22 protein-coding genes are annotated in these 25,403 nt (G+C 57.2%); 10 read left to right on the top strand and 12 right to left on the bottom strand.

Annotated elements, in window-relative coordinates; genetic code table 11:
- The first annotated feature begins 370 nt into the window (after positions 1–370).
- The 3 genes from B7364_RS10775 (at position 371) to B7364_RS10765 (ending at position 3,856) form a co-directional block, all read left to right on the top strand.
- Positions 371–1,708, top strand: a complete 1,338-nt coding sequence (locus tag B7364_RS10775) for a glucuronyl esterase domain-containing protein (protein ID WP_157893644.1) — start codon at positions 371–373, stop codon at positions 1,706–1,708.
- A gap of 58 nt (positions 1,709–1,766) precedes the next feature.
- The gene (locus B7364_RS10770) at positions 1,767–2,960 is read left to right on the top strand and encodes an acetyl-CoA acetyltransferase (RefSeq protein ID WP_085340035.1); all 1,194 of its coding nucleotides are present in this window, start codon (positions 1,767–1,769) and stop codon (positions 2,958–2,960) included.
- Between the two features lie 251 nt (positions 2,961–3,211).
- On the top strand, positions 3,212–3,856 hold the full coding sequence (locus B7364_RS10765) for a glutathione S-transferase family protein (RefSeq protein WP_085340034.1): 645 nt from the start codon (positions 3,212–3,214) through the stop codon (positions 3,854–3,856).
- 69 nt (positions 3,857–3,925) lie between these two features.
- Here B7364_RS10765 and B7364_RS10760 read toward each other — a convergent pair whose 3' ends face one another.
- The 7 genes from B7364_RS10760 to B7364_RS10730 all read right to left on the bottom strand — a co-directional run bounded on the left by B7364_RS10760 (position 3,926) and on the right by B7364_RS10730 (position 12,010).
- Positions 3,926–5,026 (bottom strand): DUF3089 domain-containing protein, encoded by a 1,101-nt coding sequence (locus B7364_RS10760; protein WP_085340033.1) that lies wholly within the window; start codon positions 5,024–5,026, stop codon positions 3,926–3,928.
- Positions 5,023–5,385, bottom strand: a complete 363-nt coding sequence (locus tag B7364_RS10755) for a DUF6285 domain-containing protein (RefSeq protein ID WP_085340032.1) — start codon at positions 5,383–5,385, stop codon at positions 5,023–5,025. The genes B7364_RS10760 and B7364_RS10755 overlap by 4 nt, the downstream gene beginning before the upstream one ends.
- The gene (locus B7364_RS10750) at positions 5,378–6,376 is read right to left on the bottom strand and encodes a phosphotransferase family protein (RefSeq protein ID WP_085340031.1); all 999 of its coding nucleotides are present in this window, start codon (positions 6,374–6,376) and stop codon (positions 5,378–5,380) included. Before B7364_RS10750 ends, B7364_RS10755 begins: the two co-directional genes overlap by 8 nt.
- Before the next feature lie 54 nt (positions 6,377–6,430).
- Positions 6,431–7,462, bottom strand: a complete 1,032-nt coding sequence (locus tag B7364_RS10745; RefSeq protein ID WP_085340030.1) for an ABC transporter ATP-binding protein — start codon at positions 7,460–7,462, stop codon at positions 6,431–6,433.
- Positions 7,459–9,048 (bottom strand): ABC transporter permease, encoded by a 1,590-nt coding sequence (locus B7364_RS10740; protein WP_085340029.1) that lies wholly within the window; start codon positions 9,046–9,048, stop codon positions 7,459–7,461. Before B7364_RS10740 ends, B7364_RS10745 begins: the two co-directional genes overlap by 4 nt.
- Positions 9,045–10,118 carry an extracellular solute-binding protein gene (locus tag B7364_RS10735; protein WP_106407615.1) on the bottom strand — a complete coding sequence of 358 codons (1,074 nt, stop codon included), beginning with the start codon at positions 10,116–10,118 and terminating at the stop codon, positions 9,045–9,047. Before B7364_RS10735 ends, B7364_RS10740 begins: the two co-directional genes overlap by 4 nt.
- A 131-nt stretch (positions 10,119–10,249) precedes the next feature.
- Positions 10,250–12,010 (bottom strand): DEAD/DEAH box helicase, encoded by a 1,761-nt coding sequence (locus B7364_RS10730; protein WP_085340028.1) that lies wholly within the window; start codon positions 12,008–12,010, stop codon positions 10,250–10,252.
- Between the two features lie 320 nt (positions 12,011–12,330).
- On the opposite strand from B7364_RS10730, the gene B7364_RS10720 reads away from it, so the two are divergent.
- Positions 12,331–12,957, top strand: coding sequence for a 1-acyl-sn-glycerol-3-phosphate acyltransferase (locus B7364_RS10720; protein WP_085340026.1), 627 nt, complete (start codon positions 12,331–12,333; stop codon positions 12,955–12,957).
- Here the strand turns inward: B7364_RS10720 and B7364_RS10715 are convergent.
- From B7364_RS10715 to B7364_RS10705, 3 genes are all read right to left on the bottom strand, one after another.
- A complete protein-coding gene (locus tag B7364_RS10715; RefSeq protein ID WP_085340025.1) occupies positions 12,954–14,771 on the bottom strand; it encodes an AMP-binding protein in 1,818 nt (605 codons plus the stop codon). The two genes, B7364_RS10720 and B7364_RS10715, sit on opposite strands and share 4 nt — an antisense overlap.
- Positions 14,772–14,878: 107 nt before the next feature.
- Complete coding sequence (locus tag B7364_RS10710) at positions 14,879–15,244, bottom strand: hypothetical protein (RefSeq protein ID WP_085340024.1); 366 nt, start codon at positions 15,242–15,244, stop codon at positions 14,879–14,881.
- 98 nt (positions 15,245–15,342) lie between these two features.
- Positions 15,343–16,482, bottom strand: coding sequence for a beta-ketoacyl-ACP synthase III (locus B7364_RS10705; RefSeq protein ID WP_085340039.1), 1,140 nt, complete (start codon positions 16,480–16,482; stop codon positions 15,343–15,345).
- 203 nt (positions 16,483–16,685) lie between these two features.
- On the opposite strand from B7364_RS10705, the gene B7364_RS10700 reads away from it, so the two are divergent.
- The gene (locus B7364_RS10700; protein ID WP_085340023.1) at positions 16,686–17,273 is read left to right on the top strand and encodes a glutathione S-transferase family protein; all 588 of its coding nucleotides are present in this window, start codon (positions 16,686–16,688) and stop codon (positions 17,271–17,273) included.
- Between the two features lie 102 nt (positions 17,274–17,375).
- Positions 17,376–18,908 (top strand): acyl-CoA carboxylase subunit beta, encoded by a 1,533-nt coding sequence (locus B7364_RS10695; RefSeq protein WP_085340022.1) that lies wholly within the window; start codon positions 17,376–17,378, stop codon positions 18,906–18,908.
- Positions 18,909–19,006: 98 nt separating this feature from the next.
- Here the strand turns inward: B7364_RS10695 and B7364_RS17905 are convergent, their stop codons facing one another.
- On the bottom strand, positions 19,007–19,165 hold the full coding sequence (locus B7364_RS17905; protein ID WP_157893643.1) for a hypothetical protein: 159 nt from the start codon (positions 19,163–19,165) through the stop codon (positions 19,007–19,009).
- Positions 19,166–19,549: 384 nt separating this feature from the next.
- Between B7364_RS17905 and B7364_RS10690 the strand changes: the two genes are divergently transcribed.
- Positions 19,550–20,218, top strand: coding sequence for a DUF3800 domain-containing protein (locus B7364_RS10690; RefSeq protein WP_157893642.1), 669 nt, complete (start codon positions 19,550–19,552; stop codon positions 20,216–20,218).
- A 303-nt stretch (positions 20,219–20,521) separates the two neighbouring features.
- Here the strand turns inward: B7364_RS10690 and B7364_RS10685 are convergent, their stop codons facing one another.
- Positions 20,522–22,084, bottom strand: a complete 1,563-nt coding sequence (locus B7364_RS10685) for an acetolactate synthase large subunit (RefSeq protein ID WP_085340038.1) — start codon at positions 22,082–22,084, stop codon at positions 20,522–20,524.
- Between the two features lie 120 nt (positions 22,085–22,204).
- Between B7364_RS10685 and B7364_RS10680 the strand changes: the two genes are divergently transcribed.
- From B7364_RS10680 to B7364_RS10670, 3 genes are read left to right on the top strand one after another with little or no spacing between them, the layout of a single operon-like run.
- Positions 22,205–23,215 (top strand): NADP-dependent oxidoreductase, encoded by a 1,011-nt coding sequence (locus B7364_RS10680; RefSeq protein ID WP_085340037.1) that lies wholly within the window; start codon positions 22,205–22,207, stop codon positions 23,213–23,215.
- A 14-nt stretch (positions 23,216–23,229) separates the two neighbouring features.
- Positions 23,230–24,036: an enoyl-CoA hydratase/isomerase family protein gene (locus B7364_RS10675; RefSeq protein ID WP_085340020.1), complete on the top strand. Its 807-nt coding sequence runs from the start codon at positions 23,230–23,232 to the stop codon at positions 24,034–24,036.
- Between the two features lie 2 nt (positions 24,037–24,038).
- On the top strand, positions 24,039–25,205 hold the full coding sequence (locus B7364_RS10670) for an acyl-CoA dehydrogenase family protein (RefSeq protein ID WP_085340019.1): 1,167 nt from the start codon (positions 24,039–24,041) through the stop codon (positions 25,203–25,205).
- Positions 25,206–25,403 lie beyond the last annotated feature (198 nt).

Genomic DNA, 25,403 nt, shown 5'->3' with positions numbered 1-25,403 from the left:
GTTGGTGGGCGATTTGACGCGACAAATCGCCCGATCACACTAGAGGAAGCGGTTGGGTGACCATAGGGATCACCAAAACGCTTCTAGATAAAAAACTTTCCCCGCCGCCACAATGCCATCCGCGCCGAAACGAAGCGGAAGGCGGGGCCTCAGGGCAGTTTACGGCACATGGATTGGGACGCGCCTCATGCCGTCCAGCATGGCAACCCGGTGGACGTTTACACCACACGATGCGGCATGATCAGACCCAAATTGCCCTGAAGCGCCGGCCACCTTGCCGTTTATTCAATAGACCCTCGGGGCCAATCCCTGTAACCACAGGACGGGTCGCGCCGTAGGCCTCGAGAGACAGGCAAGAGGGAACAAACCCATGAGGCTAGGTCGAAAGTTTGTTTTGGGAGCGGTTTTGGTGGTAACGGGCCTCGCGCTCAGCGCTGGCGGCTGTGCCCTGCAGCGGCTGCCCAATGTCCCCGCCAATGTTACAGGCCCACCCGCTTCCCCCCCGGTTCTGGCGGCCTTTCAGTCCGACCCTGCAGTCCAAAGCCTAAGCGACTGGCAAGACCGCCGCGTGCCTTTGTTGAAAGCCCGTTTCCAAAGTGAAATCTATGGCGCGATGCCGGCGACTGTGGGCTATGATGTTGTGAGCCGTGACGTGCTGCAGACGCCTGAAAAAGGTGCCATTGGTACGATAGAGCGCCTCACCATTGCGCTTAAAACGGCTGAAGCTGGCCCGTGGACCGGCGGCAGGCCTGTGGTCGACCTGATTTTGATGACGCCGAAAGGCAAAGGGCCATTCCCCGTGATCGCGGGCGGTACTTTTTGTGGCAATGAGTCATTATTGCCCAAGCAAACAGGTGCCCGCACTGGCACGATGCCTCTGCCGCCGGAGTGTGGGGGTAGTGCACCGGATTTTTTGATTAAAGCGATTTTCGGCTTGCACGCCAATGCACCGCCGTGGGAGACTTTGGCTCAAAAGGGCTATGCTCTGGCGTCTTGGCATCCAGGCGATGTGGTGCCCGATGTGCCGGAAGTTGCCGAACCTTATCTGACGGCTTTAACCCCAGTCGGTACGCCGCCCGCGCAGCGCACGGGGGCCATTGCCGCATGGGCTTGGACCTCCTCGCGCATGTTGGATGTTTTGGCTAACGATCCGAGGCTGGATTCTCGCCGAATGTTGCTGTGGGGCCACTCGCGCCATGGCAAAGCGGCCCTTCTGTCGGCTGCCTTTGACCCACGTCCAGCAGCGGTCTGGGCCTTGCAATCGGGAACGGCAGGGGCTGCTTTGGGTCGCGATGACGTGGGCGAACCGATGGCCGATATTAACCGCGCCTTCCCCCATTGGTTTGCCCCGTCTTATGCCAGCTATGGGGCCAAGCAGGCGGAGCTGGATATTGATCAGCATCAATTGATTGCGCTTCTGGCACCGAGGCCCGTTCTGATTGGGACAGGCCGACGGGACCAATGGGGTGACCCACATGGGAGCTTTCGGGCGCTCAAAGGGGCTGATCCAGTTTATCAGCTTTTTGGACAACCCGCCTTTACGCAGACAAAGCTGCGCCACCCGGAGGGAAAGGGGGTCTTGGCATTTTATATGCGGCCGGGCTTGCATGGCATCCATACCGAAGATTGGACCGAAGCCCTTTCCTTTTTTGACCGCACGGTTCCAAAAGCGGTTCCAGATACGCCAAACTCTGGCTTGAAACCCTGAGCAATCTGGGTCACAGTCTTCCAAAACAAGAAGCATTTCGGTTCAGGGAGGCATCAGCATGGCCACAGGAATTCGTGACAAAGTCGCCGTCATAGGTATGGGCTGCTCGAAATTCGGAGAACGCTGGGATTGCGGCCCGGAAGAATTGATGGTCGAGGCCTATTTGGAAGCGATGGCCGATGCGGGCATTGAACCCACCCAATTAGATGCCGCTTGGTTTTCTACCCATATTGATGAGATTGGCACCGGCAAAGGCGGCACGCCCTTATCCATCGCCTTGCGCTTGCCCAATATTGCGGTGACGCGGGTTGAGAATTTTTGTGCTTCTGGCTCTGAAGCCTTTCGCGGCGCGGTCTATGCGGTTGCCGCGGGGGCCGCCGATATAGCAATCGCCGTCGGCGTCGAGAAATTGAAAGATACCGGCTATGGCGGCCTGCCAACTGGCACGATGGGGACCTATATTCCCCAAACTGCGCCAAATGGCTCTGCCCCCGGCAATTTCGCGCAATTGGCCAGCGCCTATCGGGCCAAGCATTCGGTTTCACGCGAAGACCTGAAGCGTGCCATTGCCCATGTGTCGGTTAAAAGCCACGCCAATGGGTCGAAAAATCCCAAGGCGCATTTGCGCAATGTGGTGACCGAAGAACAAGTGATCGCCGCCCCGATGATTGCAGAGCCTTTGGGCTTGTTTGATTGTTGCGGGGTGTCGGATGGGGCGGCGGCGGCCATTGTGACGACACCTGAAATTGCACGCGCTTTGGGCAAAAAAGACTTGGTCTATGTCAAGGCCCTACAGCTTTCTGTCTCTAATGGTATGGAAAGCCAGCATAATTCATGGGACGGCTCTTACTTCCATACCGCCCGGATCGCCGCCAAAAAGGCCTATCTGGAAGCCGGGATTGAGCGCCCGCGCGACCAGATTTCCATGATCGAGGTGCATGATTGCTTCTCGGTGACCGAGCTTGTGACCATGGAAGATCTTTTCATCTCGCCCGAAGGCCAAGGCTGGAAAGATGTGATGAATGGCTTTTATGATGCGGATGGCCACGTGCCGTGCCAGATTGATGGTGGGCTGAAGTGCTTTGGCCACCCAATTGGGGCCTCAGGTTTGCGCATGCTGTATGAAATGTATTTGCAGCTTCAGGGCCGGGCAGGTGAACGGCAATTACCAAACCCGAGTTTAGGGCTAACCCATAATCTTGGCGGTGCTCCGTCAAGCAATGTCTGCTCGGTTGCGATTATTGGCCTTTAGGGGGCATGACGCTCACACATGCAGTCTCCTGCGCGACCCGGGCGCTAGGCTTGAACAATTGCTAGCCAATTCTTGGGAATTGACTGCACAGATTGTCATTTGGGCTGTCAAAGTTATTGGCCAGAGGCGCGTGGGGCGCTACCTATCTGCAAGTGAATGGCGCGCCGCGCGAGTCGAAATTGATGGATAAGCATTTGTCGTGAGGACAGATGAAGCACGCTATTTGTTATAAGACCCAGGGAGCTTGAGCGATGAAATTATATGGAAGTGACCTTTCTCCGTTTGTGCAGCGCGTGAAGATGCAGATTGCGGCTAAAGGTTTGGAAGTTGACTATTTGCCACCTCCCGGCGGCGGTATGAAGAGCGAAGAATTTCTGGCGATCAATCCAATTGGGAAAATCCCGTGCTTGGTCACGGATTCTGGTATGTCTTTGCCAGAGTCAGAAGTTATTCTTGAATATTTGGAAGATGCTTTCCCAAAACCAGCCCTGCGCCCCCGTAAGCCTGAAGAGCGTGCGCAAGTGCGCCTGATCTCGCGTGTGAATGACATTTATGTGGGCCCTGCCATGGGCAAGATTTTTGGTCTGATGGGGCCTGGCAAAGACCCAGAGGCGATCAAGGCCGCGATTGCAGATGTGAACACCGCCTTGGGTCATCTCGAGCATGTCTTGTCGGGCAAGAAGCATGCAGCGGGCAATAAGTTCAGCTTGGCTGATTGCACCATCACCCCAAGCCTGTTCTTCGTGGTCAAGATCCTGCCTGTTATGGGTGTGAAAGCGCCTTTGAAGAACTTCAAGAAGATCGCCAAATATTGGAAGACCCGCGAAAAAGATGCGGTCACTGTCAAGGCGATTGAAGAAATGACGGCTGAAATGAAGGCCCGGTTCGGGATGTAAGTTCGGCTTGACGAGATGGGGAAAGGCCCGCCGCCCGCTCGGGTTGGCGGGCTTTTTTGTGAGGCCCGCCTATCTCAGCGCATTTACCCGGGCTAGGACGTCGGTGCTGAGTGCCGCATAAAACAGATTATAGCCGGTGATCTTATAGAAGGTACCCAGCTCAAAGCGCGCACGCGACAGCGCGGCCGGACGGTTCACCTCGACCCACAACAAATCATTGCGACACATGGCCCCGGTTTCGCCGGGCAACAGCGCAGGCTCTGTCCCGCGCTCAAGGCCGCTGGCAGCGGCCGACCCCCGATTGGTACTGGGCGGGGCATTGCTCTGGGGCGCTGCCCCGGTCAGGGGGTTCACACAGGCAAAGCCGGCGCCCCCTATCGCGCGATAGCCCTTATCCGCTGTCCAAATGGTCGAGCGCTGTTTGAGGATTTTTTCGCCGCGTTCGTCGCCACCATCCACGCTGGTATAGCTCACAAAGCAGCGGGCCTGTTTGGCGCTTTGGCAGGGCTTAGGAAAACCCGGCACCGCATTCGGGCCTTCGAACAACGTGGTAGGGACCGGCTGATCAAGGATGTATGTCGCAGCCAACATGGGGCCGAGGTCGCCTTTTTCCTGTAACAAGCGCAACACATGCAGCCCGCCTTGCCCAATGCCTACCAGCACAAAGGGGCGCTTGGGATTGCGGGCTTGCTGAAAGGTCACAAAGGCGCGCGCCACATCTTCATAGGCCAGGTTGAGCGCCTCATGGCTGTCATCGCGTTGCGACAGAAGGGCAAACAAAACCGCTTGGCGATAGCGCGGCACCCAGAGGGGGCCCGCAGCGGCAAAGGGTTCGGCGTGGTTGGGTAGGGCGATGGTTTCAAGCCTGGTGCGCGACATATTGTCGGCGATATCCATGTTCCAGCCTGTATTGCCACTCCAAGCCGTCGTGGGATGAACGAAGAAGACATCGGCCTTGCCAAGGCCCGCATTGGCCCCTTGTGGCCGGAAAGCCCAAGCCGCTGCATCGCTATAGTCGGGCACGGGGGGTGGTTCGTCGACTTGGAAGGGTACCGCAGGCTGGATCAATTCGCGGAACAAATTGTCGCGCATAAAATAGGCCGTAAGCCCCACCAAAAGATTGAGGCCAAGGATGCCACCTATGATCCAGCGCTGCCAGTTCCGTTTCATGGTTTCAGCCCGCTATAGGTGGGTTGATCAATGGTCAATTGGGCACTGGTGACTTCGCGCAAAGCGGCCAGTAGGGCCGGGTCATCGTAAGCCAAAGCACCGGATCGAATACGGGCGCAGACTTCTTTCGTCAGGGCGTCCAAGGGGCTGGACGTATCGCTTAGCAGGGCTGCGTAGAGGGCGCGGGCGCGCGCATCGGCTGGTTGTCTGTGCGCCATTTCGCGCTCAACCAAGGCCAAGGCATTGGCGGCCACGCGGGCATGAAAGGCGGCTTGGCCGCTGAGGTGTGGAGCGGCTACCTCGGTCAAAAACCCGATGACGGCGCCCAGCAATTCTTCAGACGAGGGGGCTTCATGCATGGGGGCGACCTTCGATCAGATTGAGTAAGTCGATTTCCGCTTCAGAGGCCCGCCTGCCAATCATCGCCCGCTCAATCGAGGGGTCGGCTTTGGTGGCAAAGGCTTGGTACATGATCAAGCACATAATGCCCCATTTGAAACTGCCCAAGGCTTGAAACCACATGAGATCCTTAGCCTCACCAGCTTGCCCACCCGCAGCCTGATAGCCTGCCAGCAAGTCCTCGAGCGTCCCAAAACCCCCGACCCGCTTTTCCCGCACACCAAACCGCCAAGAATTGACGCAGATCCAGCCCAAATCCTCGCGCGGGTCGCCATGATGGGCCAATTCCCAGTCCAGAACCGCTGCAAGGCCCTCAGGATTGACCATCAGATTGCCATTACGAAAATCGCCATGCACCAGGGTCGCGGGCAAGGGCTGTGGAGCCCGCTGGCGCAACCAAGCCAAGGCCAATTCAAAAACAGGTCGATCCATGTCAAAGCCGCGATAAATGGCCTCATAGCGGTCCACTTGATCCAGGCCATGGCTGATGGGTAAGTCCGGTGGCAGACTATCTAGGTCCACCGCGTGGATTTTGGCTAAAGCCTCGCCACATTGAAATGCCAGTCGCGAACGGGCGCGGCTGAACGTTTCATCGCGCAGGATTTTTCGCGCAATCGTCTGGCCTTCAACATGGGCCATAATAAAGGCATCGCCCAAGTCGTCTTCGGGGCTACAGACATGGATGATCTCCGGCACGGGCGTTCCAGTGCGCGCCGCTGCGCCAATGATATGGGCCTCCTTGACAAGCCCGATGGCCTCACCCTTGGCGGCGCTTTGGAACGGCGCGCGACGCAAAATGAGCCTGCGCGTCGGCGCGCTTCGCATCTCAAGACCAAACCCCCACGTCTCTTGGCTAGCCCCACCGGATAGGCGCGTCATGTCTGTTACCTGCGCGCTTGGCCCAAAGCGGGCCTGCATCACACGGGTGAGGGGGGCGGTCAGAGCGGTCATGGGCCCACCTTGGGCAAGCTTGCCTTCTTTTTCAAGTGAGGCGGTCGCCAGGCATTAGGCTTTGAAGACAAACACATCTTCACGGTGCAGACTCACGTCGACGTAGTGGTCTTTCGCGGGGGCGGATTTGGCCTCAACTAAAGCTGTGATGAACCCACCCTCGCCGGTGATGGCTTGCAGCTTCACGGTCAAGAAACGGCCGACACCGCGGCGGTCCATAACTTTGAAGGTACCAGATTGCGAGCTTGTTACATGTGTTGCTTCTGGGCGTGCACAGACCATGACTGGCCCGTCAAACGGGCTTGAAAAAGTGCCGATTTGGGTTTCGACCAAGCCATTTTGGGCATGGGCGTCCAAACGCCACACCGCTCCTAGAGCGCGTGCCGCTTCCAATGATGTAGGTGCCCGGTAGACATCTGTCGGCAAGCCGCTTTGCAGGATACGGCCATGTTCGATGATGGCGACGTGATCGGCGACAGCGAGTGCTTCTTCGGTATCATGGCTGACGATTAAGGCCGCAACGCCCGCTTCTGCCAAAGTCGCCAGCATGCTCGATTGCAGATCGGCGCGCAGATGCGGATCAAGGCCGCTAAAGGGCTCATCCATCAGAATGGCGCGCGGATTGGGGGCAAGCGCCCGGGCTAGCGCCACACGCTGTTGCTCTCCACCTGAAAGCTCATGCGGGAAAGCGCCGCCTCGGTCACCCAGGCTAACACGGTCAAGCCAAGATGCAGCAAGGGTCAAGCGCTCGGACTTGGCTAAATGGCCAAGGCCAAAGGCCACATTGCCCAAAGCGGTGAGATGGGGAAACAGGGCATAGTCTTGGAAGACCATGCCCAGGGGGCGTTTCTCGGGCGGGATTGTGGTGGATTTATCGCTCACCAATTTGCCATCGGCATAGACTTCACCGGCATCTACCCCTTCAAGGCCCGCCAAAACCCGTAAAAGCGTACTCTTGCCAGAACCCGATTGACCGAGCAGGGCCAGGACTTTGCCAGCCTCCAGGCTGAGGCTCACGTCATCAAGGGCTTTGACTGTGCCAAAGGCGCGGCTGACATGGCGCGCTTCGAGGGCCAATTCACTCATGATTGCCCTGCCCGTGACTTTGAAAGGCCATGTGAAAACAACAAAGTAGGGACCAATGCTACCAGAACGATGGCAAGGGCTGGCCAAGCAGCTGCGCCCAAACGCTCATCGGCCGCATAAGCGTGGGCGCGAACGGCCAAGGTGTCTAAGCCAAAGGGGCGCAGGATGGTGGTGGCGGGTAATTCCTTGGCGATCTCAACGGCCACGATCAAGGCCGCTGCAAAGGCAGATGGGGCCGCCAAGGGCGCTTCTAGCTTCAAAAAGCGCTTCATCCCATTGGCACCCAAAGTCTGAGCCGATTCCCGCATCGAGCGGGTCGATTTTTCAAGACCCGCGCTTAAGGGTTCAAGCCCTGCTGCGGTAAAGCGTGCGGCATAGGCATAGCAAAGCGCGATAATGGCCAAGGGCCCGCTCAAAGCTGCGACCACATGGGATCCGCTCAAAGCCAGAGCCGCCAAAATGCCCAGCGCCGTCACAGCACCCGGAGTGGCATAGCCTGCAAGGCTGACCGCGCGCACAAAGCCACTGGCTTGCGCGCTGCGCTGGCCGATAAAAGCGCTGAGGCCTGCCAAAATCAAAGTCGCACTCGCGCCCAAAGCGCAGAGAAGTGCCGTGGCCACCAAAGGCTCATTCAAGGCCCGCTTTGGCACACCGCTGGCACTGGCAAGACCGGCAAGGTGTAAGACCGGAATAACCAAGCCTAGGGCCAAGCAAGCAACGCAAAATCCCGGGATTAAAATACCCGCCACGCCAGAAGCCTGCGCCCGCTGGGGCGTGCGCCAGCGCGTAGATCCGCCTGCAACCAAACCTGCCCGCGACTTACGTTCCAGCCAAACAAGAAACAGCACGCCAACCAAAAGCAAACAGGCAATCCGGGCCGCGGCTGCCAAGTCGCCCATGGAAAACCAAGCGCGAAACACCCCAATCGTCAGGGTCGAAACGCCCAAATGGTCGGCCGCCCCATAATCGGCGGCGATCTCAAGACCGGTGAGCGCTGCCCCCGCGGCAATCGCAGGCCGGGCTAACGGAAGGGCTATCGTGAAAAAGCGTTTCCAAGCACCAGCCCCTAACAGCCGCGCAGCTTCCAGCGCGCAGACCGACTGCGCCTCAAAGGCGCTGCGGGCGGCCAGATAGACATAGGGATAAAGCGTGGCGACATAGACAAGGGTGGCGATCCAAAACCCGCGCGCACCCGTCAAATCACCCCATGCATAGGCCGCGACATAAGCAGGCATGGCCAAGGGCAGGGCTAAAGCCCAACTCAATGCTGTCCGCCCCACGAATTGATAGGCGGTGACGAACCAAGCGGCAATCACGCCCAAAATGGTTGCCCCAAGAGTGGCCAAGACCAAGAGCGCCAGCGAAGTCAGCGCCATCTCGCCTAAAAGCACGCGGGCAATATGGTCAAAACTCGTGCTGGGCTGGGCGGCCGCGAGGAAGGTGAACAAGACCGGCAAGCCAGGGATGGCCACCAAGAGGGCAAAAAGCGCCCAAGACTTTACAGGCTTGAACCTGGCTTTAGAAACGCCAAGCCCGTCCCAGTCCCGCGCGGGGCTAGGCCTTGCTGCCGGATCCAATGTGGTCACTTCCAGCCCGCGCGATCAAAGACCTTTTGGGCCTCAGGTTGATTGGTGCCGAGGGCAGCCATCGGGGTCTGTGCTTCTTTAAAGCCAGCCAAGGCCTTCAATTTGCTAGTGTCATCCATGGCGCTTGCAAGGATTGGGAACTCATCATTGGCTTTGGCAAAGATTTTTTGCGCTTCTGGGCTTGCCAAAAACTCCAAGAAAGCAACCGCATTGGCTTTATTGGGCGCGTTGGCTGCAAGAGCCCCGCCAGAGATATTCACATGCGTTCCAGCCCCTGCTTGATCGGGGAAGGACAAGGCGATTTTGGAGGCCACCGCTTGTTCTGCCGGATCTTCAGAGCGTTGCAAGCGTACAGCATAATAATGGTTCACAATGGCAACCGCACATTTGCCCTCGGCAATGGCTTTCAGTTGATCGGTGTCTGCCCCCTCAGGCTCGCGGGCAAAGTTTGCCACAACGCCCTTGGCCCAGGTTTCAGCCTTGGGCACGCCCCAGTTGTCGATGAAGGAGGACATCAAAGAAAGATTATAGACATTGCTGGAAGGGCGAACACAAATTTTGCCCTTCATGGCAGGCTCAGCCAATTGCTCATAAGTGGCGACCTGTTCTGGCTTTACCCGAACCGGATCATAGGCGATGACCCGCGCGCGCTTGGCAAAGCCAAACCAATCCTTCTTGGGTCCCTGTAGATTGGCAGGCACCGCCGCATCGAGCGTCGCCGATTGAACCGATTGGAACAGGCCAGCGGTCTCTGCCCGCCAGAAATTGCCCGCATCGACCAGCAAGATCACATCTGCGGGGCTTTGGGTGCCTTCTGCTTTCAAGCGCTCTAGAAGAAGGTCGCCCTTCATCTCAATACGATTAATCGCAATGCCAGTGTTTTTCTCAAACAAGTCATAGAGTTGTTCGTCGGCATCATAATGGCGAGCCGAATAAATATTGACTTCGCCTTTCGAGCCTGCGGCAGGCTTTGACGCTCCACAACCCGCCAGGGTCGCGAAAACGGCGGATGCAACAGCAACCGAAACAAACAGGCGGGCGCGGGAGTTTTTGAGAATGGTTCGCATCATCAACTGGTATTGTCACAGCCGCAGGCATCCTGCAAGCCAAACTCACACTCAAAACCTTCCGGCATGCGCGGCACAAAGTCGCGGCTTGGCTTTGGCTGTCGTGCCAAGGCCAAGTCTTCGACCGGGAAAGCCTAGGCTTCCTCGTCCCGGATCGGGCTTAAATGGATGGGGATTTTCATAAAGGCCGGGATGTCATCGCCAAAAGCCACGACATCAGGGTCCTGATCCAGTTGGCGATAGCGGCCACCGCGATCGTTTCGATCGCCGCGTTCTTGGCGGTCGCGATCATGGCGGTCCCGGCCTCGCGATCCACGCGTGTGCGTGTCGCGTGGACCACGGCTTTGACGGGGTGTGTCTGAAGAGTCAGACGGCGCTAAGAGGTCAAAGCTTTGCGCCTGCTCTTCCTCGTTGCCTAAATCAATAACGGCCAGCGGATCGGCATTTGGTTCGCTTGGTCGATTGTCTGGCTTTGCGCGACGGCGATTGCGGCCACCCCGGCTGCGGCCGCCTGTGGAGTCTGCGGGGCTCGCCTCGCTTGGCTCAACCAACCCGTCTGTTGCTTCAGCCACCTCAGTTGTGGTTGCGGCTTCGACTTCGGCCTGCGGCTCGGCGGCCGCTTTGGTCCGGCGGGGGCGACTGCCGCCCTTGCTTGCGCCAGAAGCAGAGGAGGCCCTGCGATCATCGTGAACTTTTTCCTGCGGCATGCCTTCGATTTCGGCGAATTCAATCGTCGACTTGATCAAGGCTTGCACGGCATCCAGCGCTTTGTTGTCGCCGGGGGTGACGATCATGAAGGCTTCACCCAATCGCCCGGCGCGGCCCGTCCGGCCAATGCGGTGGACATAATCTTCGGCATGGCGGGGTACGTCAAAATTGAACACATGGCTGACATCGGGGATATCCAGACCACGCGCGGCAACATCAGAGGCAACAAGGATTTGCAGCTCATTATTGCGGAAGCGCTCCAGCGTGGCGGTGCGCACGCTTTGTTGCAAGTCGCCATGAATAGGGGCCGCATCAAAGCCATAAACCTTCAAAGACTTGGCCACGATATCGACATCTGTTTTGCGGTTACAAAACACAATGCCATTCTTCATGTTTGCCATAGCCGATTGCATGGCTGCGCGCAGGACCGCCCGCTTGGTCTTGGGGTCAGAGGAGGGGCTTTTCAACAAGCGCTGGGTGATGGTGGCCGCAGCTTGGGATTGGCGCGCCACTTCTACTTTGGCCGGAGCTTGCAAGAATTGCTCGGTCAAGCGTTTGATTTCGGGTGGCATGGTGGCCGAGAAGAACAAGGTCTGCCGGGTAAAGGGCGTCAGTTTCACGATCCGCTCAATATCGGGGATAAAGCCCATGTCGAGCATGCGGTCGGCTTCGTCAATGACCAGCATATTGACGCCGGTGAGCAAGAGCTTGCCGCGTTCAAAATGGTCGAGCAGGCGGCCTGGCGTGGCAATCAGAACATCGACGCCTTTGGTCAAAAGCGCGTCTTGATCACCGAAGGAAACCCCGCCAATCAAGAGCGCCATGGTCAGCTTGTGGTTCTTGCCATAATTGCGGAAGTTTTCGGCAACTTGGTCGGCCAGTTCGCGAGTTGGCTCAAGGATCAAGGTGCGCGGCATGCGGGCACGCGCCCTACCTTGCGACAAACGCTCAATCATCGGCAGCACAAAGGCTGCGGTCTTGCCTGTGCCGGTCTGGGCAATGCCCAGAACGTCGCGACCAGCCAAGACTTGGGGAATAGCTTTCCACTGGATGGGGGTGGGCTTTGTATAGCCCGTTTCGGCAATCGCGCTTAAAAGCGGGGGCGAGAAACCCAAATCGGCGAAGGTTACGCCATCTGGAGTCTCGCTAATCGGGCCGGTGTCACCGGTCCCGTTGTTGTCGGTCATTTTATCGTCTCACAATGTTTTGCGGCGAGGCGCCGAACATGGCGCGACTTACCCAACATCCCCCTGGATGCTGGGCTCCGTGTGATCCTCGTGAGCGTAATTGCACCTAAAGTCAATGAAGCGGAGGTTTTTGAAAAGATTATGGCATCGATTGTGTCTCTTCTGACACGTCGGTCCACAGCGCCAAACTGGCCAGCCCAAGACCGCTTAACGCAGCATAAAGCCAATCAGACTGTAATTCACTTTGGACAAGCTGGGGCGAAGGCAGCAAACCTTGCAACCCGGCTTCACGAAACGAGAAAAGCCTTGGAGGACGACGCGTGAGCACCAAAGACGGCCACCAGATATTTGATCCATCCACCCATAAGCCCGCGCCGTTTCGCGGCATTTTGCCCGAGATTTGGCGCTATATTTGCGCACTTTATCTCAAGCTGAGTGGCTGGCGCTTGCAGGGCGATTGGCCAGACCTTCAAAAAGCGGTGATTCTTGCTGCCCCCCACACGTCCAATTGGGATGGTATCTTGATGCTGGCCACAGCAGGCCAATATCGCATCACTTTGCGCTTTATGGGCAAGAAGAGCCTGACTGAGGGCCCCTTTGGCGGAATTGTGAAGTGGCTCGGCTGTGTGCCTGTTGATCGCTCTACCAGCAACGGCTTGGTGACTAGTATGACGACGGCTTTCGCCAATGCACGCGACCTGTTTCTTGCGATCCCCCCTGAAGCGACCCGCGCACGGGCTGAAGAATGGAAGAAGGGCTATTATTTGATCGCCCAAGCCGCCGTTGTGCCGATCGTCTTTGCGGTCATGGACTTTGCAACCAAGACAGTCCGCATCAGCGGCTCGCTTAAACCCACAGGTGATTATGAAGCGGATTGGGCCTTAATCCGCAGCCATTATGAGCGCGCGGTGGGCAAACATCCGGCTAATTTTGCCTTACCTGCCTAAAGATCGATGCGCTCGAGGGCAGGGCCTGACTGAAACAGGGTTTGCACCGCACCGGCGCGACAGGCGCGGCATGCCCCTTGGTTCAAATAGCCTTTGTCGGTGATCTCCCCATCTTCAAGGCTGGGCGGGGAAGTCAAAAGGATCAGGCGGGTGACGCGCCGTGTTGCGGGCTGGCCTGCCCCAGCTTTTTCTAGCGCCGCCTTGGCGCACGCGCGGACTTTTTCATGCCAGACCAAGCTGTCGAGATCGTCGTCGAGGCCGGTCAGTGCGCGGGCCTTGGCCAGATTGATAAAGGCCAAAGCACCCAATTCTTCTTGGCCTTCGCCGCAAATGACTGCATCGCTGAACAGGCCGTCTGAGGCTTGAACAAGCGCAGGGCGTACAAGCCCGGCGGGGACAAAACTGCCATTGGCGAGCTTAAACTCCTCAGACAAGCGGCCATCAAAAGCAAGGCCGGCTTCTGGCCGATCGGGGTCGACAAAGCGTAAAGCATCGCCCAGCTTGTAGAAGCCCTCTTCATCATAGGCTTCTGCGGTTTTCTCGGGCGCGTTCAAATAGCCCGGCGTAATCCCCGGTCCCTTCACGCGGGCTTCAAGTTTGGTGCCCTGGGGCACCAGCTTGAGCGTCAGGCCCGGAACGGGAAGGCCGACAAGACCCATAACTTCATTGGGCCAATGGACATTACAGACGGTCGGGGCCGTCTCGGTCGCGCCATAGCCCGCCGCCAAGGTGATTTCTTCCCCGGTTTGCCGCACGGCAACCTGTTGTAAGCGGCGATAGACATCCTGGGTCAAAGCCGCCCCGCCATATTGCATGATGCGCAAATTGGAAAAGAGCGCCTCGGCCAGTTCCTCGTCCTGCTCCAAGGCGCTTGCCAGAAGCGTCCAGCCTAGGGGCACGGTGATGTGGTAGTTAGGCTTGACATGTTTTAACGTGGCGATGGTTGCGGCAAGCCCCTCAGCGGTCGGGGTGCCGGGGTCGATCCACAGGCTGCCGCCAGCATGCAACAACATGTGCAGGACCGCATTGCCGCCCAAAGAATGGCTCCACGGCAGATGATTAGCCATGATGATGCCATCGGGCCAAATCTCAGCTTCGCGCCCGGCGTCAAAGGTAGAGCGAATTTGCGCTGCATTGGTGGCTAGATTGGCATGGGTGACGGTGACCGCCTTGGGCGAACCGGTGGAGCCCGACGTTAGAAGATATTTGCACGCATCCCGCGCATCAATTGTTTCAAGGTCTGGCGCATCCTGCGGGTCGGCAAAAAGCTGGTCGAGCGAGATTTCGCCCGTGGTTCCAAACCCGTCTCCTGCCGAGATAACCGGCACGCCCATTTCTTCAGCCCATAAAGCGGGCTTGGCAAAGTCCAGGCCCTCCATAAAGACCGCCACTGCCCCTAAAGTCTTGAGCGCTTCATGCAAGCGCCGGGGATCGCGCGCTTTGGTTGAATAGGCAGGGGTGATCGCCGCTACGGCAAGGCCAGCCAAAGGGGCAGCATAGGTCAAAAGCGCGTGGCTGATGGAATTGGAGGAGGCAATGGCGATAATGCTGCCGCGCGGAAACCGGCCATAAAGCCCTGCGGCGAGTGATTGTACCAGGGTCCAACCATCTCGGTAATTGAGGTGTCGCCAAGCCCCCGCCTCAAACCCAGCCAGCCACAGCCTGCGCGGTGCCGCTTCGGCCCAATGCGCCAAAGGTGCAACGACGGTATGAAATGCCGGTCGCATGGGATGAGGATTGGTTAGCAGGAGGCTGCCGTCGGCGTGACGGGTGAGATCAATCTTGACGGGGGAGATGTAAGGAGCAGCACGCATAGGCCATAAATAGCCGAGGCCGTTTTACTTTGCACCTAGGCGTGACTGTGCCTTAAGCGCCTCATGATCTCGTCCAGGCAAGCGTGCACTTAAAGCTTGAAACGCCTTTATCCGTTGCCGCCACGCAGCGTGCGCATTTTTGGTTTTGGCTTTTCTAGGGGCTCAACCCGGAAGGGCTTAGTCCTAACGTCCGGGGAGACCCAGCCGCCGGGTGGCTCTAACCAGCGCCCACCTTCCTGATTGGCGAGTGATCGGCTGCGCGGCGGCACTGGCGTGATGACCATATAGCTGCGGGTCTTTGGGCTTGTCGAAAAGCGGGGTTCAAAGAAGTGCTTGTCTGGTGGGTTCAAAGGCGGCGAAACCAATTCTCGCTCAATCTTGACGTCGGGCACCACGGCTGCGACTTCCTTCTCCTTCGCCTCGGTTGGTGCCGAAGAGCCGAAACCGGCGGCTAGCAATGCAAAGACCCACATGTCGCAAATCCCCAATGCGCATTTACAATCAGGGATAGGTTGCAGGCAGACACACGAAAGTCGAGTGAAACCTTTGTAACGTTGCAGGCCCTAGGTGGTCAGGCCACCTTGCGGACAAAAACAGAGCCCGCCGAATAGCCAGCACCAAACGAGCAGATAAGGCCCGTGTCGCCGGCACCCAGATCATCGCTATTCTTATGGAAGGCGATGATCGAGCCCGCAGAAGAGGTATTGGCATAAGTGTCCAATACGGTGGGGCTTTCATCTTCGCTGGCTTCATGGCCCAAAACCTTGCCCGCAATCAAGCGGTTCATATTGGCATTGGCTTGGTGCAACCACATTCGGCGCAGGCTTGTGGCCTCAAGGCCCAAGGTCTCCATATGCTCGATAATCATGGCCGCTACCATAGGCACCACTTCCTTGAAGACTTTACGGCCTTCTTGGACAAAGAGCTTGTCTTTCGCACCCACGCCTTCGGGGGCCGTGTGGTTTAAAAAGCCGAAATTATTGCGGATATTGTTGGAGAATTGGGTTTTGAGCTTGGTGCCCAAAATCTCCCAATGCGGCTTGTCGCCCACGACATCGGCGGCTTCAATCAGAATGGCCGTGCCCACATCGCCAAAGATAAAGTGGCTGTCGCGATCTTTGAAGTTCAAATGGCCCGAACAAATCTCGGGATTGACCACCAATACGCTGCGCGCATGTCCGGCGCGCACAAAGTCAGCTGCCGTCTGAATGCCAAAGGTGGCCGAAGAGCAGGCCACATTCATGTCAAAGGCAAAGCCTTCGGGATTACAACCAAGGGCGGCTTGAATCTCAATCGCCATGGCTGGATAGGCGCGCTGCATATTGGAAGCTGCACAAATCACGGCATCAACGTCCATCGGATCGCGACCGGCCCGTTCCAGCGCTTGACGGGCAGCTCGTACGGCGAGCTCAGCCAGAATCGACAATTCCTCATTTGGCCGTTCTGGGATGCGGGGGGCCATGATGGTGGGGTCTAAAATGCCATCCTTATTGACGACAAAGCGGGCTTTGATGCCTGAGGCTTTCTCAATAAACTCCACCGAGGAAGGGGTTAGTGCTGCCACTTCACCCGCTTCAATCGCTGCCGCATGCTGGGCATTATAAAGCTCAACATAGCGGTTAAAACTATCGACCAATTCCTCATTGGTGATGGAATGGGGTGGCGTGTAAAGGCCGGTTGCGGAGATAACTGGTTTGATTTCAGCGCTCACGAACAATCTTTCCTTAGCTGGTTTAGGTGTGTCGCACCATTTAAGGGACACGAATTTGCGCTAGCCATAGACCGTGTCTCCTAACCCGTCGAGGCCCTCAGGGCAGAACCTGCCTCTAGCAGTCTTTAGGCGGACTCTTGAGACAAACTATTGTGAAGCTGTGCTAGGCGGGCTGAAGCTACAAGCCAGATAGGGGGAATGACATGGAGATTTATGGCGATGATCGGTCGGGCAATTGTTTAAAGGTGCGCTGGACGGCAGAGCATTTGAACCTGCCCTTTGTCTGGCATGAGGTCTTGGCCCTAACAGGTCAGACAGCAAGCCCAGCATTTCGCGCCCTCAATCCGTTTGGCCAAGTGCCCGTCGTGCGCCTTGACGATGGCCGCACGCTCGCCCAATCCAATGCCATCATTCTCTATCTGGCAGAAGGCTCAAGCCTGATCCCAACCGACGCCTTTGACCGCGCGAAACTATTTGAGTGGCTGTTCTGGGAACAATATAGCCATGAAGTGGTGATCGCGGTACGGCGCGCGAAAGTCCATCTCCTTGGCCAAACTGAAGCTGAAATAGACCCGAGCCTCCTGCCGAGGGGGCAGGTCATATTGACGAGGATGGAAGAGCATTTGGCCGAACGGGATTGGTTTGTCGGACCTTCATTCACCTTGGCCGATATGGCGCTATTACCCTATACGCGCTTTGCCGATCAGGGTGGGTTTGAGCTTCATCGCTATCCCGCCATTCAAGCTTGGATTCGGCGCTGTGAAGCCTTCTTGGGTTTGCCCGCGCTCTAGTGCTTGCCGCTGCGAAAACTTGTCAGCGCGGCTTTGTCCCGCTAACCCACTTTCAACACCGCCTGCGCTGCCACCAGCGTAACTCATTTCAGGGACAGACCCATGCAAGATATTCTTCAAGCGCTGGAAGCTAAACGTGCTAAAGCCCGTGCCGGAGGCGGCCAAAGACGCGTGGATGCCCAGCATGCCAAGGGCAAGCTGACCGCGCGCGAGCGCATTGAGATCTTGCTCGACGAGGGTAGCTTTGAAGAATTTGATATGTTCGTCGAGCATCGCTGTACTGAGTTTGGGATGGATGCCCAGAAGTTTCCCGGCGATGGCGTGATCACCGGCCAAGGCACGATCAATGGCCGCCTTGTCTATCTGTTTTCAAAAGACTTCACCGTGTTTGGTGGGTCCTTATCGCTGACCCATGCGGCCAAGATCGTCAAGGTTCAGCAAATGGCGGCCCGCAATGGCGCACCTGTTATCGGGCTGTTTGATGCGGGTGGGGCACGCATTCAAGAAGGCGTTGATTCTTTGGCGGGCTATGCGGACATCTTCATGGAAAACGTCATGTCTTCCGGTGTAATCCCGCAAATCAGCGTCATCATGGGGCCTTGCGCGGGTGGTGACGTCTATTCGCCAGCTTTGACCGATTTCATTTTCATGGTGAAGGACACAAGCTATATGTTTGTGACCGGGCCTGACGTGGTCAAAACCGTCACCAACGAAGTCGTTACGGCTGAAGAATTGGGTGGGGCAAGTGTGCATGGTGCAAAGTCCGGCGTGATCGACGGCAGCTTTGACAATGATTTCGACACTTTGTTCCAAATGCGCCGCTTGGTCGATTTCTTGCCACTCTCAAACCGCGAAAAGCCGCCCACAAGGCCAACCCATGATGACCCGGAACGGGTTGAGATGAGTCTCGATAGCCTTGTACCGGCCAATCCCAACAAGCCCTATGACATGAAGGAATTGATTGAGAAGGTCGTCGATGAAGGCGATTATTTCGAAATCGCCAAGGACTTCGGCAAGAATATCATTACCGCTTTTGCTCGGATCGAGGGCTCTACCGTAGGCGTGGTTGCCAACCAGCCCATGAGCTTGGCGGGCGTTTTGGATATTGATTCCAGCCGCAAGGCTGCGCGCTTTGTGCGCTTCTGTGATTGCTTCAATATCCCCATCGTGACCTTTGTCGATGTGCCAGGTTTCATGCCGGGCACCAAGCAAGAATATGGCGGCTTGATCAAACATGGCGCGAAGCTGTTGTTTGCTTTTGCTGAAGCCACCGTGCCGAAAGTGACCGTCATCACCCGCAAAGCCTATGGTGGGGCTTATGATGTGATGAGTTCCAAGCATTTGCGCGGCGACGTCAATTATGCGTGGCCCACGGCAGAAATCGCCGTGATGGGGGCCAAAGGGGCGGTGGAAATCATCTTCCGTGCCGACATGGGCGATCCGGATGCGATTGCGGCCCGCACGGCTGAATATCAAGACCGCTTCGCCAATCCGTTTGTGGCAGCCCAGCGCGGCTATATTGATGACGTCATCATGCCCCACTCAACCCGCCGCCGCGTCGCCAAGGCTCTGCGCGCCCTTAAGCATAAGAAGCTTGAGAACCCATGGAAGAAACACGACAATATTCCGTTGTAAGAACCGCGCTATGATCCCTTTTGGATGCTAACAAGATTGTCGACCTAAAAGGTTGGCTCCTGAATAGGAGCGGATCACGGGAGGCAGTCAGTTTGGATTCAGGGGCGGCTAAGCCCCGTCAATTCGGCATAGGGATGGATGGTGCGCTGAAAGGCGGCGCGGAATAGTGTTGTGCCGTTTTCCGAGATCATCCAGATACCGCTTGGTCCTCTTGGTGTAATCGCTGCTCTTTTGAGCGCCAGTGCCACTGACGACAATGATTGCTCCCTTACTTGGAGATGACATTGTTGGAACATTCTGTCGACCGCAGCATCAAAAGGCTATTAACTGGCTCGCTGGTCGGCTTATATGCGAGTGTCACAAATTGTATTGCTTCATATTTGGCATTTTATTCTTAGATTGACGATGGCTCATCCGGCTTTACTGTGCGCTCACAGGGCCTCACAGCGTGCAAAACAAATGACCCTGCCTGAGGGATCTGACCTCGCGCCTGATTGCAGCGGGGCCTTATCACCGCCCCATCCTAGCGCCAAAACTTCTGTGATTGAGTATATTGAGTTGACTCTTTTCGGCTGTGCTGTTGGTACTAGAAGTTATGCCTTGGATTGCCTTTCTCGATGAGTCGGGGGGACCATGGTCTGGTGAATATTGATCCTGGTTCACCCGACTTTGCCCTGACCGCAATTGTTTATGAAATGGGTGCGTATCTCGATCAGGAGATCCCATCAATTTGTCGCTTAAAGCACGCGCTTTGGAAGCATGAAGGTGTAATCTTTCATTGCTATGATATCAAAAAGAAAGTGGGCCCATTTTCAAAATGCATCGATGCTGATTTCAGGGATAATTTATATGAGTCAATTGCAGAGGCATTTAAACAATCAACAATGCAAATTGTTTCTGCTGTTGTTGATAAGAAACGATACACAGAAAAATACCTGAATCCAGCCGATGTATATTATATGTCAGTCAAGTTTGTCTTGGAGCGGATTTATGGGATTACCGGGCCAGAAACAACGTTAGTTTTCGAGTCCAGAGGAAAGAGAGAAGACGCCCTAGTGCGCCAGTGGGTGTATGATATTTCGGCTGGCGATAATTATCAGAAGAAAAATTTTGGGTTTGAGTGTTGTTTTGCCAAGAAAGCCACAAACGTGGTTGGTCTACAAATGGCTGATTTGGCGTGTGAGCCCATTATCCACTTCACTCATAACAAGGAAACTGAGCGACCAGATTGGAAGGCGGTGAGCTCTAAAATCTGGCGAGGCCCGGCCGGGCAAATGGAGGGGTATGGCCTAAAAACATTCCCCAAATAAGCTGAAAGCGCCCCGTTTCCGAGACGCCTTCCGCCGACCGGGCTACCCCAATCCACTTGGTGCTAATATAGCCCAAGCCGACCAAAAGTCAAGATTATTGGCCTATCGTAAGGCTGTGATAACAATCGGATTTTCTATTCATTAAGATCAAGAAGATGCTGGTCGCCTACCTTAAATATACTGTGACGGCGCGGCTTGGCAGTGGCTGCCATGCCAACCAATCGACGCAGTGAGGCGACAGCAGACGTCGCACACCACCACGTGCCGACGCACGTGCTTCCTCGTGCAGTATCGACATATGCCTCACATCACCGCTTCGATCAGGACTGGCACATCGGCGGCAAGCGCGCGGGCGAGGGCAGTGTCAAAGGCTTCGGCAGTGTCGCAAGATACCGCCTCAACCCCTTGACCTTCGGCCAATTTTACCCAGTCGAGGGCAGGTTTGTCGAGCGACAGCATGGAACTGGCGGCGGGTCCGGGCTGGCCCGCACCGGTGCGGCCCATCTCAATATTCAAAATGCGGTAGGAGCGGTTGGCAAACACCACGGTTACGATAGGCAGGCGTTCGCGCGCCATCGTCCACAAGGCTTGCAGCGTATACATGCCCGCGCCATCGCCGGTCAGTGAAATGACTTTGCGGTCGGGCGCGGCCACAGCGGCCCCAACCGCCAAAGGCAGGCCTTGGCCAATCGCGCCACCGGTCAGGAACAACCAATCATGAGGGGCGGCAGTTTGGGTGGCCATGAAATGGGGCAGGCCTGCGGTCACGGCGTCATCGGAAATAATGGCTTGATCGGGCATATGGCGCGCTAGGGACGTGGCGCATGTGTAAGGCGTGATCTTGCCGGTTGGCATAGGATGTTGGGTACGGGTTGGGGCTGGTGGGGCGTCGGGCGCATCCAAAGCATCAGCAAGGGCGGCCAAAGCTTCAGCCGTATCTTCACTGCGGGCTGAAAGCTCGATGGTGGTGCAGCCTTCTGGCACCAGAATGCTGGGCTTGCCGGGATAGGCAAAGAAAGCGCACGGCACGCCTGTGCCTGCCAGAATCATCAGATCAACGCCGGCCAAATCCTCCATCGCCATTTCGGCAAAATAGGCCATGCGGTCGGGCCCAAAGCGGCCTGCGCCGCGCGCCAGACGACCAACAAATGTGTCGCATAACACCCGGACGCCAGCAGCTTTTAAGCGCGACATGGTTGTCAGCGCCGCCTCGTCGTACAGGGCAGGGCCATTGACCAGGATCACCGGCTTCTGGGCCAGAGCAATCGCATCGGCCACAGCCTCGATTTGGGTGGGGTCAACAAGGGATAGAGCTGGTAAAGTAACACGGGGCGCGTCTGGGCCCGCGGGGTTCCAGGCACTGTCGGCTGGCAAAATCAGACTTACCGGCCCTGCCGGTGGGCCCATGGTCTCAATAAAGGCTTTTGCGGCCTTTTCGCCGGCCTCGCTGGCCTGTTCCACCACCCCGACCCAACGCGAGTTGGGCTTGACGAGGGTTTCAATATCGGACGCCAAGGGCGCATCCAAGGTGCGGTGATAGGTGGCATGATCGCCAACCACATTGACCATGGGCGCATAGGCGCGCCGCGCATTATGGATATTGGCCGCACCATTGGCATAACCCGGCCCGAGGTGAAGAAGCGTCATGGCAGGCTTTCCAGCCATGCGGGCAAAGCCATCGGCGGCCCCGGTTGTCACACCTTCAAACAAGCACAAGACCGAGCGAATGCGCGGCTCTCGATCCAGGGCCTGCACCAAATGCATCTCGCTGGTGCCAGGATTAGCAAAACAGGCGCTCACCCCATGTTCGGCAAGGGTTGCGACTAATTGATCAGCCCCAGTACGGATGTTGGTTTCTTGGGTCATGGCTTGCCTCATCTTTACTTCCCAATCCTTGCCCGAGCCAAACATTCCTGTCACTACAGCAAAACAGATCAGATGCACTTTGGGGCTGACAGGGCGGCCATTGCGGGCCAAGGTGTGCGCATGACCCAGATTCACCGTATCACCCTCGCCCGCCACATCTCCGGAACCCCCTCGCTAGAGGACTTTCAGCTCGAGACGTTTGAAGCTCCGCCTTTGAAAGAAGGTCAATTCCGCGTTGCCAATCAATTCGTATCCGCCGACCCCGGCACAAGGTCACGGCTGTCGGGCACTGATTCTTATGCCGGGGCCTTGCAGATTGGCGATGTGATTGACGGCTTTGCTGTCGGCCATGTGGTTGAAAGCCTCAACCCCGCCTTTGAAGTCGGCCAATTGGTGACTTTAGGCTCTGGCTGGGCGGACCAAACGATTTCCAATGGCCGGGGCTATTGCGCCAAACTGCCAGACTTGGGGGTGCCACTGTCGGCGTGGATTGGGGTGTTGGGTGTGCCGGGCATGACGGCTTGGTTCGGCCTGAAGCGGGTTGGTCAGATCAAGCCGGGAGACCGGGTGATCGTCACCTCGGCGGCGGGGCCTGTGGGGGCCACAGCCGGGCAATTGGCCAAAGCCTGGGGGGCATCGCGGGTTGTGGGTGTTGCCAGTGGCGGGGCCAAATCCGACTGGCTTTTGCAGGAAGCTGGCTTTGATGAGGTTCTAGACTATCGCTCGCCCACCTTTGCGGCAGACTTGGCGGCAGCCATGCCCGAAGGGGCCGACATCTTGTTCGACAATGTCGGCAACAAGATGATTGACACCATTCTGCCCCTCTTGCGGCCCTTTGGCCGGATCGTGGTCTCGGGCCAAGTGGCTGACTATAATGTCGCCCCGCCAGACCGGCATGGTATTCGCAATACCGACCGCTTCATCACCCATCGTCTGAAGATGGAAGGCCTTGTTGTGTTTGACGATTTGCGTGCTTTCCCCGAGGCGCAGGCCGAAGCCGCCGCCATGATCCAATCGGGCCAGCTTAAGCTCAAGGAAGTGATTTCCGATGGCATCGACAGCCTGCCCGCGGCCTTTTGTGCCCTATTCCAACCCGGTGCCACCTTTGGCCGCCGACTTGCACGCATCTAGGCCGGGAGGGCGCAATGGAGTTTCAGCATTATTCCCGCATCCAATTTGCCTATGATCAAGGCTATGGCCCCCGTGTTCTGGTCGTTACCATCAGCGGCAACAATCCCGTCAATGGCGTGGATGAGGCCATGCATGAGGAATTGGCCCGCGTCTTCACCGATTGCCAGCGGGACCCTGATAGCGACCTGATCGTGCTGACTGGCAAGGGCCGCGTCTTCTGTGCCGGTGGCGATTTGGATTGGTTTGACGAGCAGATCAGCAATCCCGCCAGCTTCCGTGCCATTGCACCCGATGCCAAGCGGATCGTGCTGTCACTCCTTGAACTTGAAAAGCCCATCATCTGCCGCCTCAATGGTGCCGCGGCAGGTCTGGGGGCAACAATTGCGTTGATGTGCGATGTGATCATTGCCGAGGATACCGCCAAGATTGGCGATCCGCATGTGAAAGTCGGCCTTGTGGCTGGCGATGGCGGGGCGGTGATTTGGCCCGCTTTGATCGGCATGGCGCGCGCCAAGGAAATGCTTCTGACAGGTGACCTCATCTCAGGGGCCGAAGCCGCCCGTATTGGCCTTGTCAATCATGCCGTTCCCGCCGCAGAGCTTGATGGCAAAGTGGCAGAACTTGCCCAAAAAATCCTCGGCAATCCGCGCTGGGCCGTGCGTTGGACCAAAGTCGTGATGAACCAGCAATTGCGCCAAGCCGCCAATCTGACCATGGATGCGGCCGTGGCGTATGAAACCTTGTCCAATATGATGGCCGACCGGGCCGAAGCTGTTGCCGCCTTCAAGGAAAAGCGGCCGATGACATTGAGCGGGGAATAATCATGGGGACGAGTTTTGCCGCAGAGCCTGATCATGTGGTGGCGCTGCGCCAGCAATTGCGCCGCTTTGTGGACACCAAAGCCCCGCGCGAAAAGCGTCAGCTGTGGGACCGTACCCACACCTGGCCGCGCGATCTGTTTGCTGAACTGGCGGAAATGGGCATTTGCGGCCTGACGGTGGACGAGACCTATGGCGGGGTGGGCCAAGACATTTACGCCGCAGTGGCCGTGATTGAAGAATTGTGCCGGGCAGGGGCCTTTCTGGCCGGGCCCTTCATCCATTGCGCCTTCTATGGTGGGATGAACATTTCTGAAAATGGCAATGAGGCCCAAAAAGCGGCCTATCTGCCGGCCTTGGCCAAGGGCGAATTGATGTTCTGTTATGGCCTGTCGGAACCCGATGTGGGGGGGGATTTGTCCAGTGTCACCACGCGCGGGGTGATCGAGGGCGATCATGTGGTCATCAATGGGGCCAAGCGTTGGTGCACCGGGGCCGATTTTGCCGACTACATCTATTGCCTGATCCGCACCGAAAGCGATGAGAAGCGCAAGAACCTCGCCTTTGTGCTGATCCCGAAAGATACGCCGGGTGTGACCTTACAGCCGATTGAGCATGTCAATCTGCGCTATACGTTGTCGAGCGATGTTTATTTCGACAATGCGCGCATTCCGGTCTCGCACATCGTCGGGGGGCCTGAGAAATGGGGCAAGGGCTGGGGCATGCTGGCGGGTCGGGCGCTGGATGTGGAAAAGCTTGAAATCACCGCGGTCACCTTTGGTATCGCACAAGCCGCTGTTGAAGAGGCCTGGGCCTATGCACAAGAGCGGGTGCAATTTGGCAAAGTCATCTCGGGCCATCAGGCCATTCGCCACGCTCTGGTGGAAGCGCGCACCAAGCTCGAAGCCTGTCGACATATGCTCTATCACGCCGCTTGGCTTGCCACCCAAAACCTGCCCTGCGGGATTGAATCGAGCATGGCTAAGCTGTTTGTCGCCGATACCGCGGCAGAAATCGCCCTGATCTGTCAGCGCGTGCTTGGGGCCTATGCCTTGTCAGACGCCTTCGACATGGAACGCCACGTCCGCGATCTTCTGGGCATGCGCATCGTGGGCGGGTCCAGCGACATGCAGAAAAACAACCTCGCTGGGCTTTGGGGGATGAAAGGGTAGGGTGTGAGACATCGGCCCTCGGCCATCCACGCAAGTCGGTTTGAGGTCAAAAGGGCTTCCAGATAAGACTTCTTCCAAAAACGATGTCACCCCCGCCGAAGCGATAGCGGAGAGCGGGGACCTCCATGCGAAAGGGCGGCACAAGGTCCCGGATCGGCTGACGCCGTCCGGGATTGTCTGTTTGTGATGTGTCAGTAT

The sequence above is a fragment of the Aquidulcibacter paucihalophilus genome, from assembly GCF_002105465.1.
In the GTDB taxonomy this organism is placed as follows: domain Bacteria; phylum Pseudomonadota; class Alphaproteobacteria; order Caulobacterales; family Aquidulcibacteraceae; genus Aquidulcibacter; species Aquidulcibacter paucihalophilus.
This window is presented reverse-complemented; position numbering and strand designations above follow the sequence as displayed.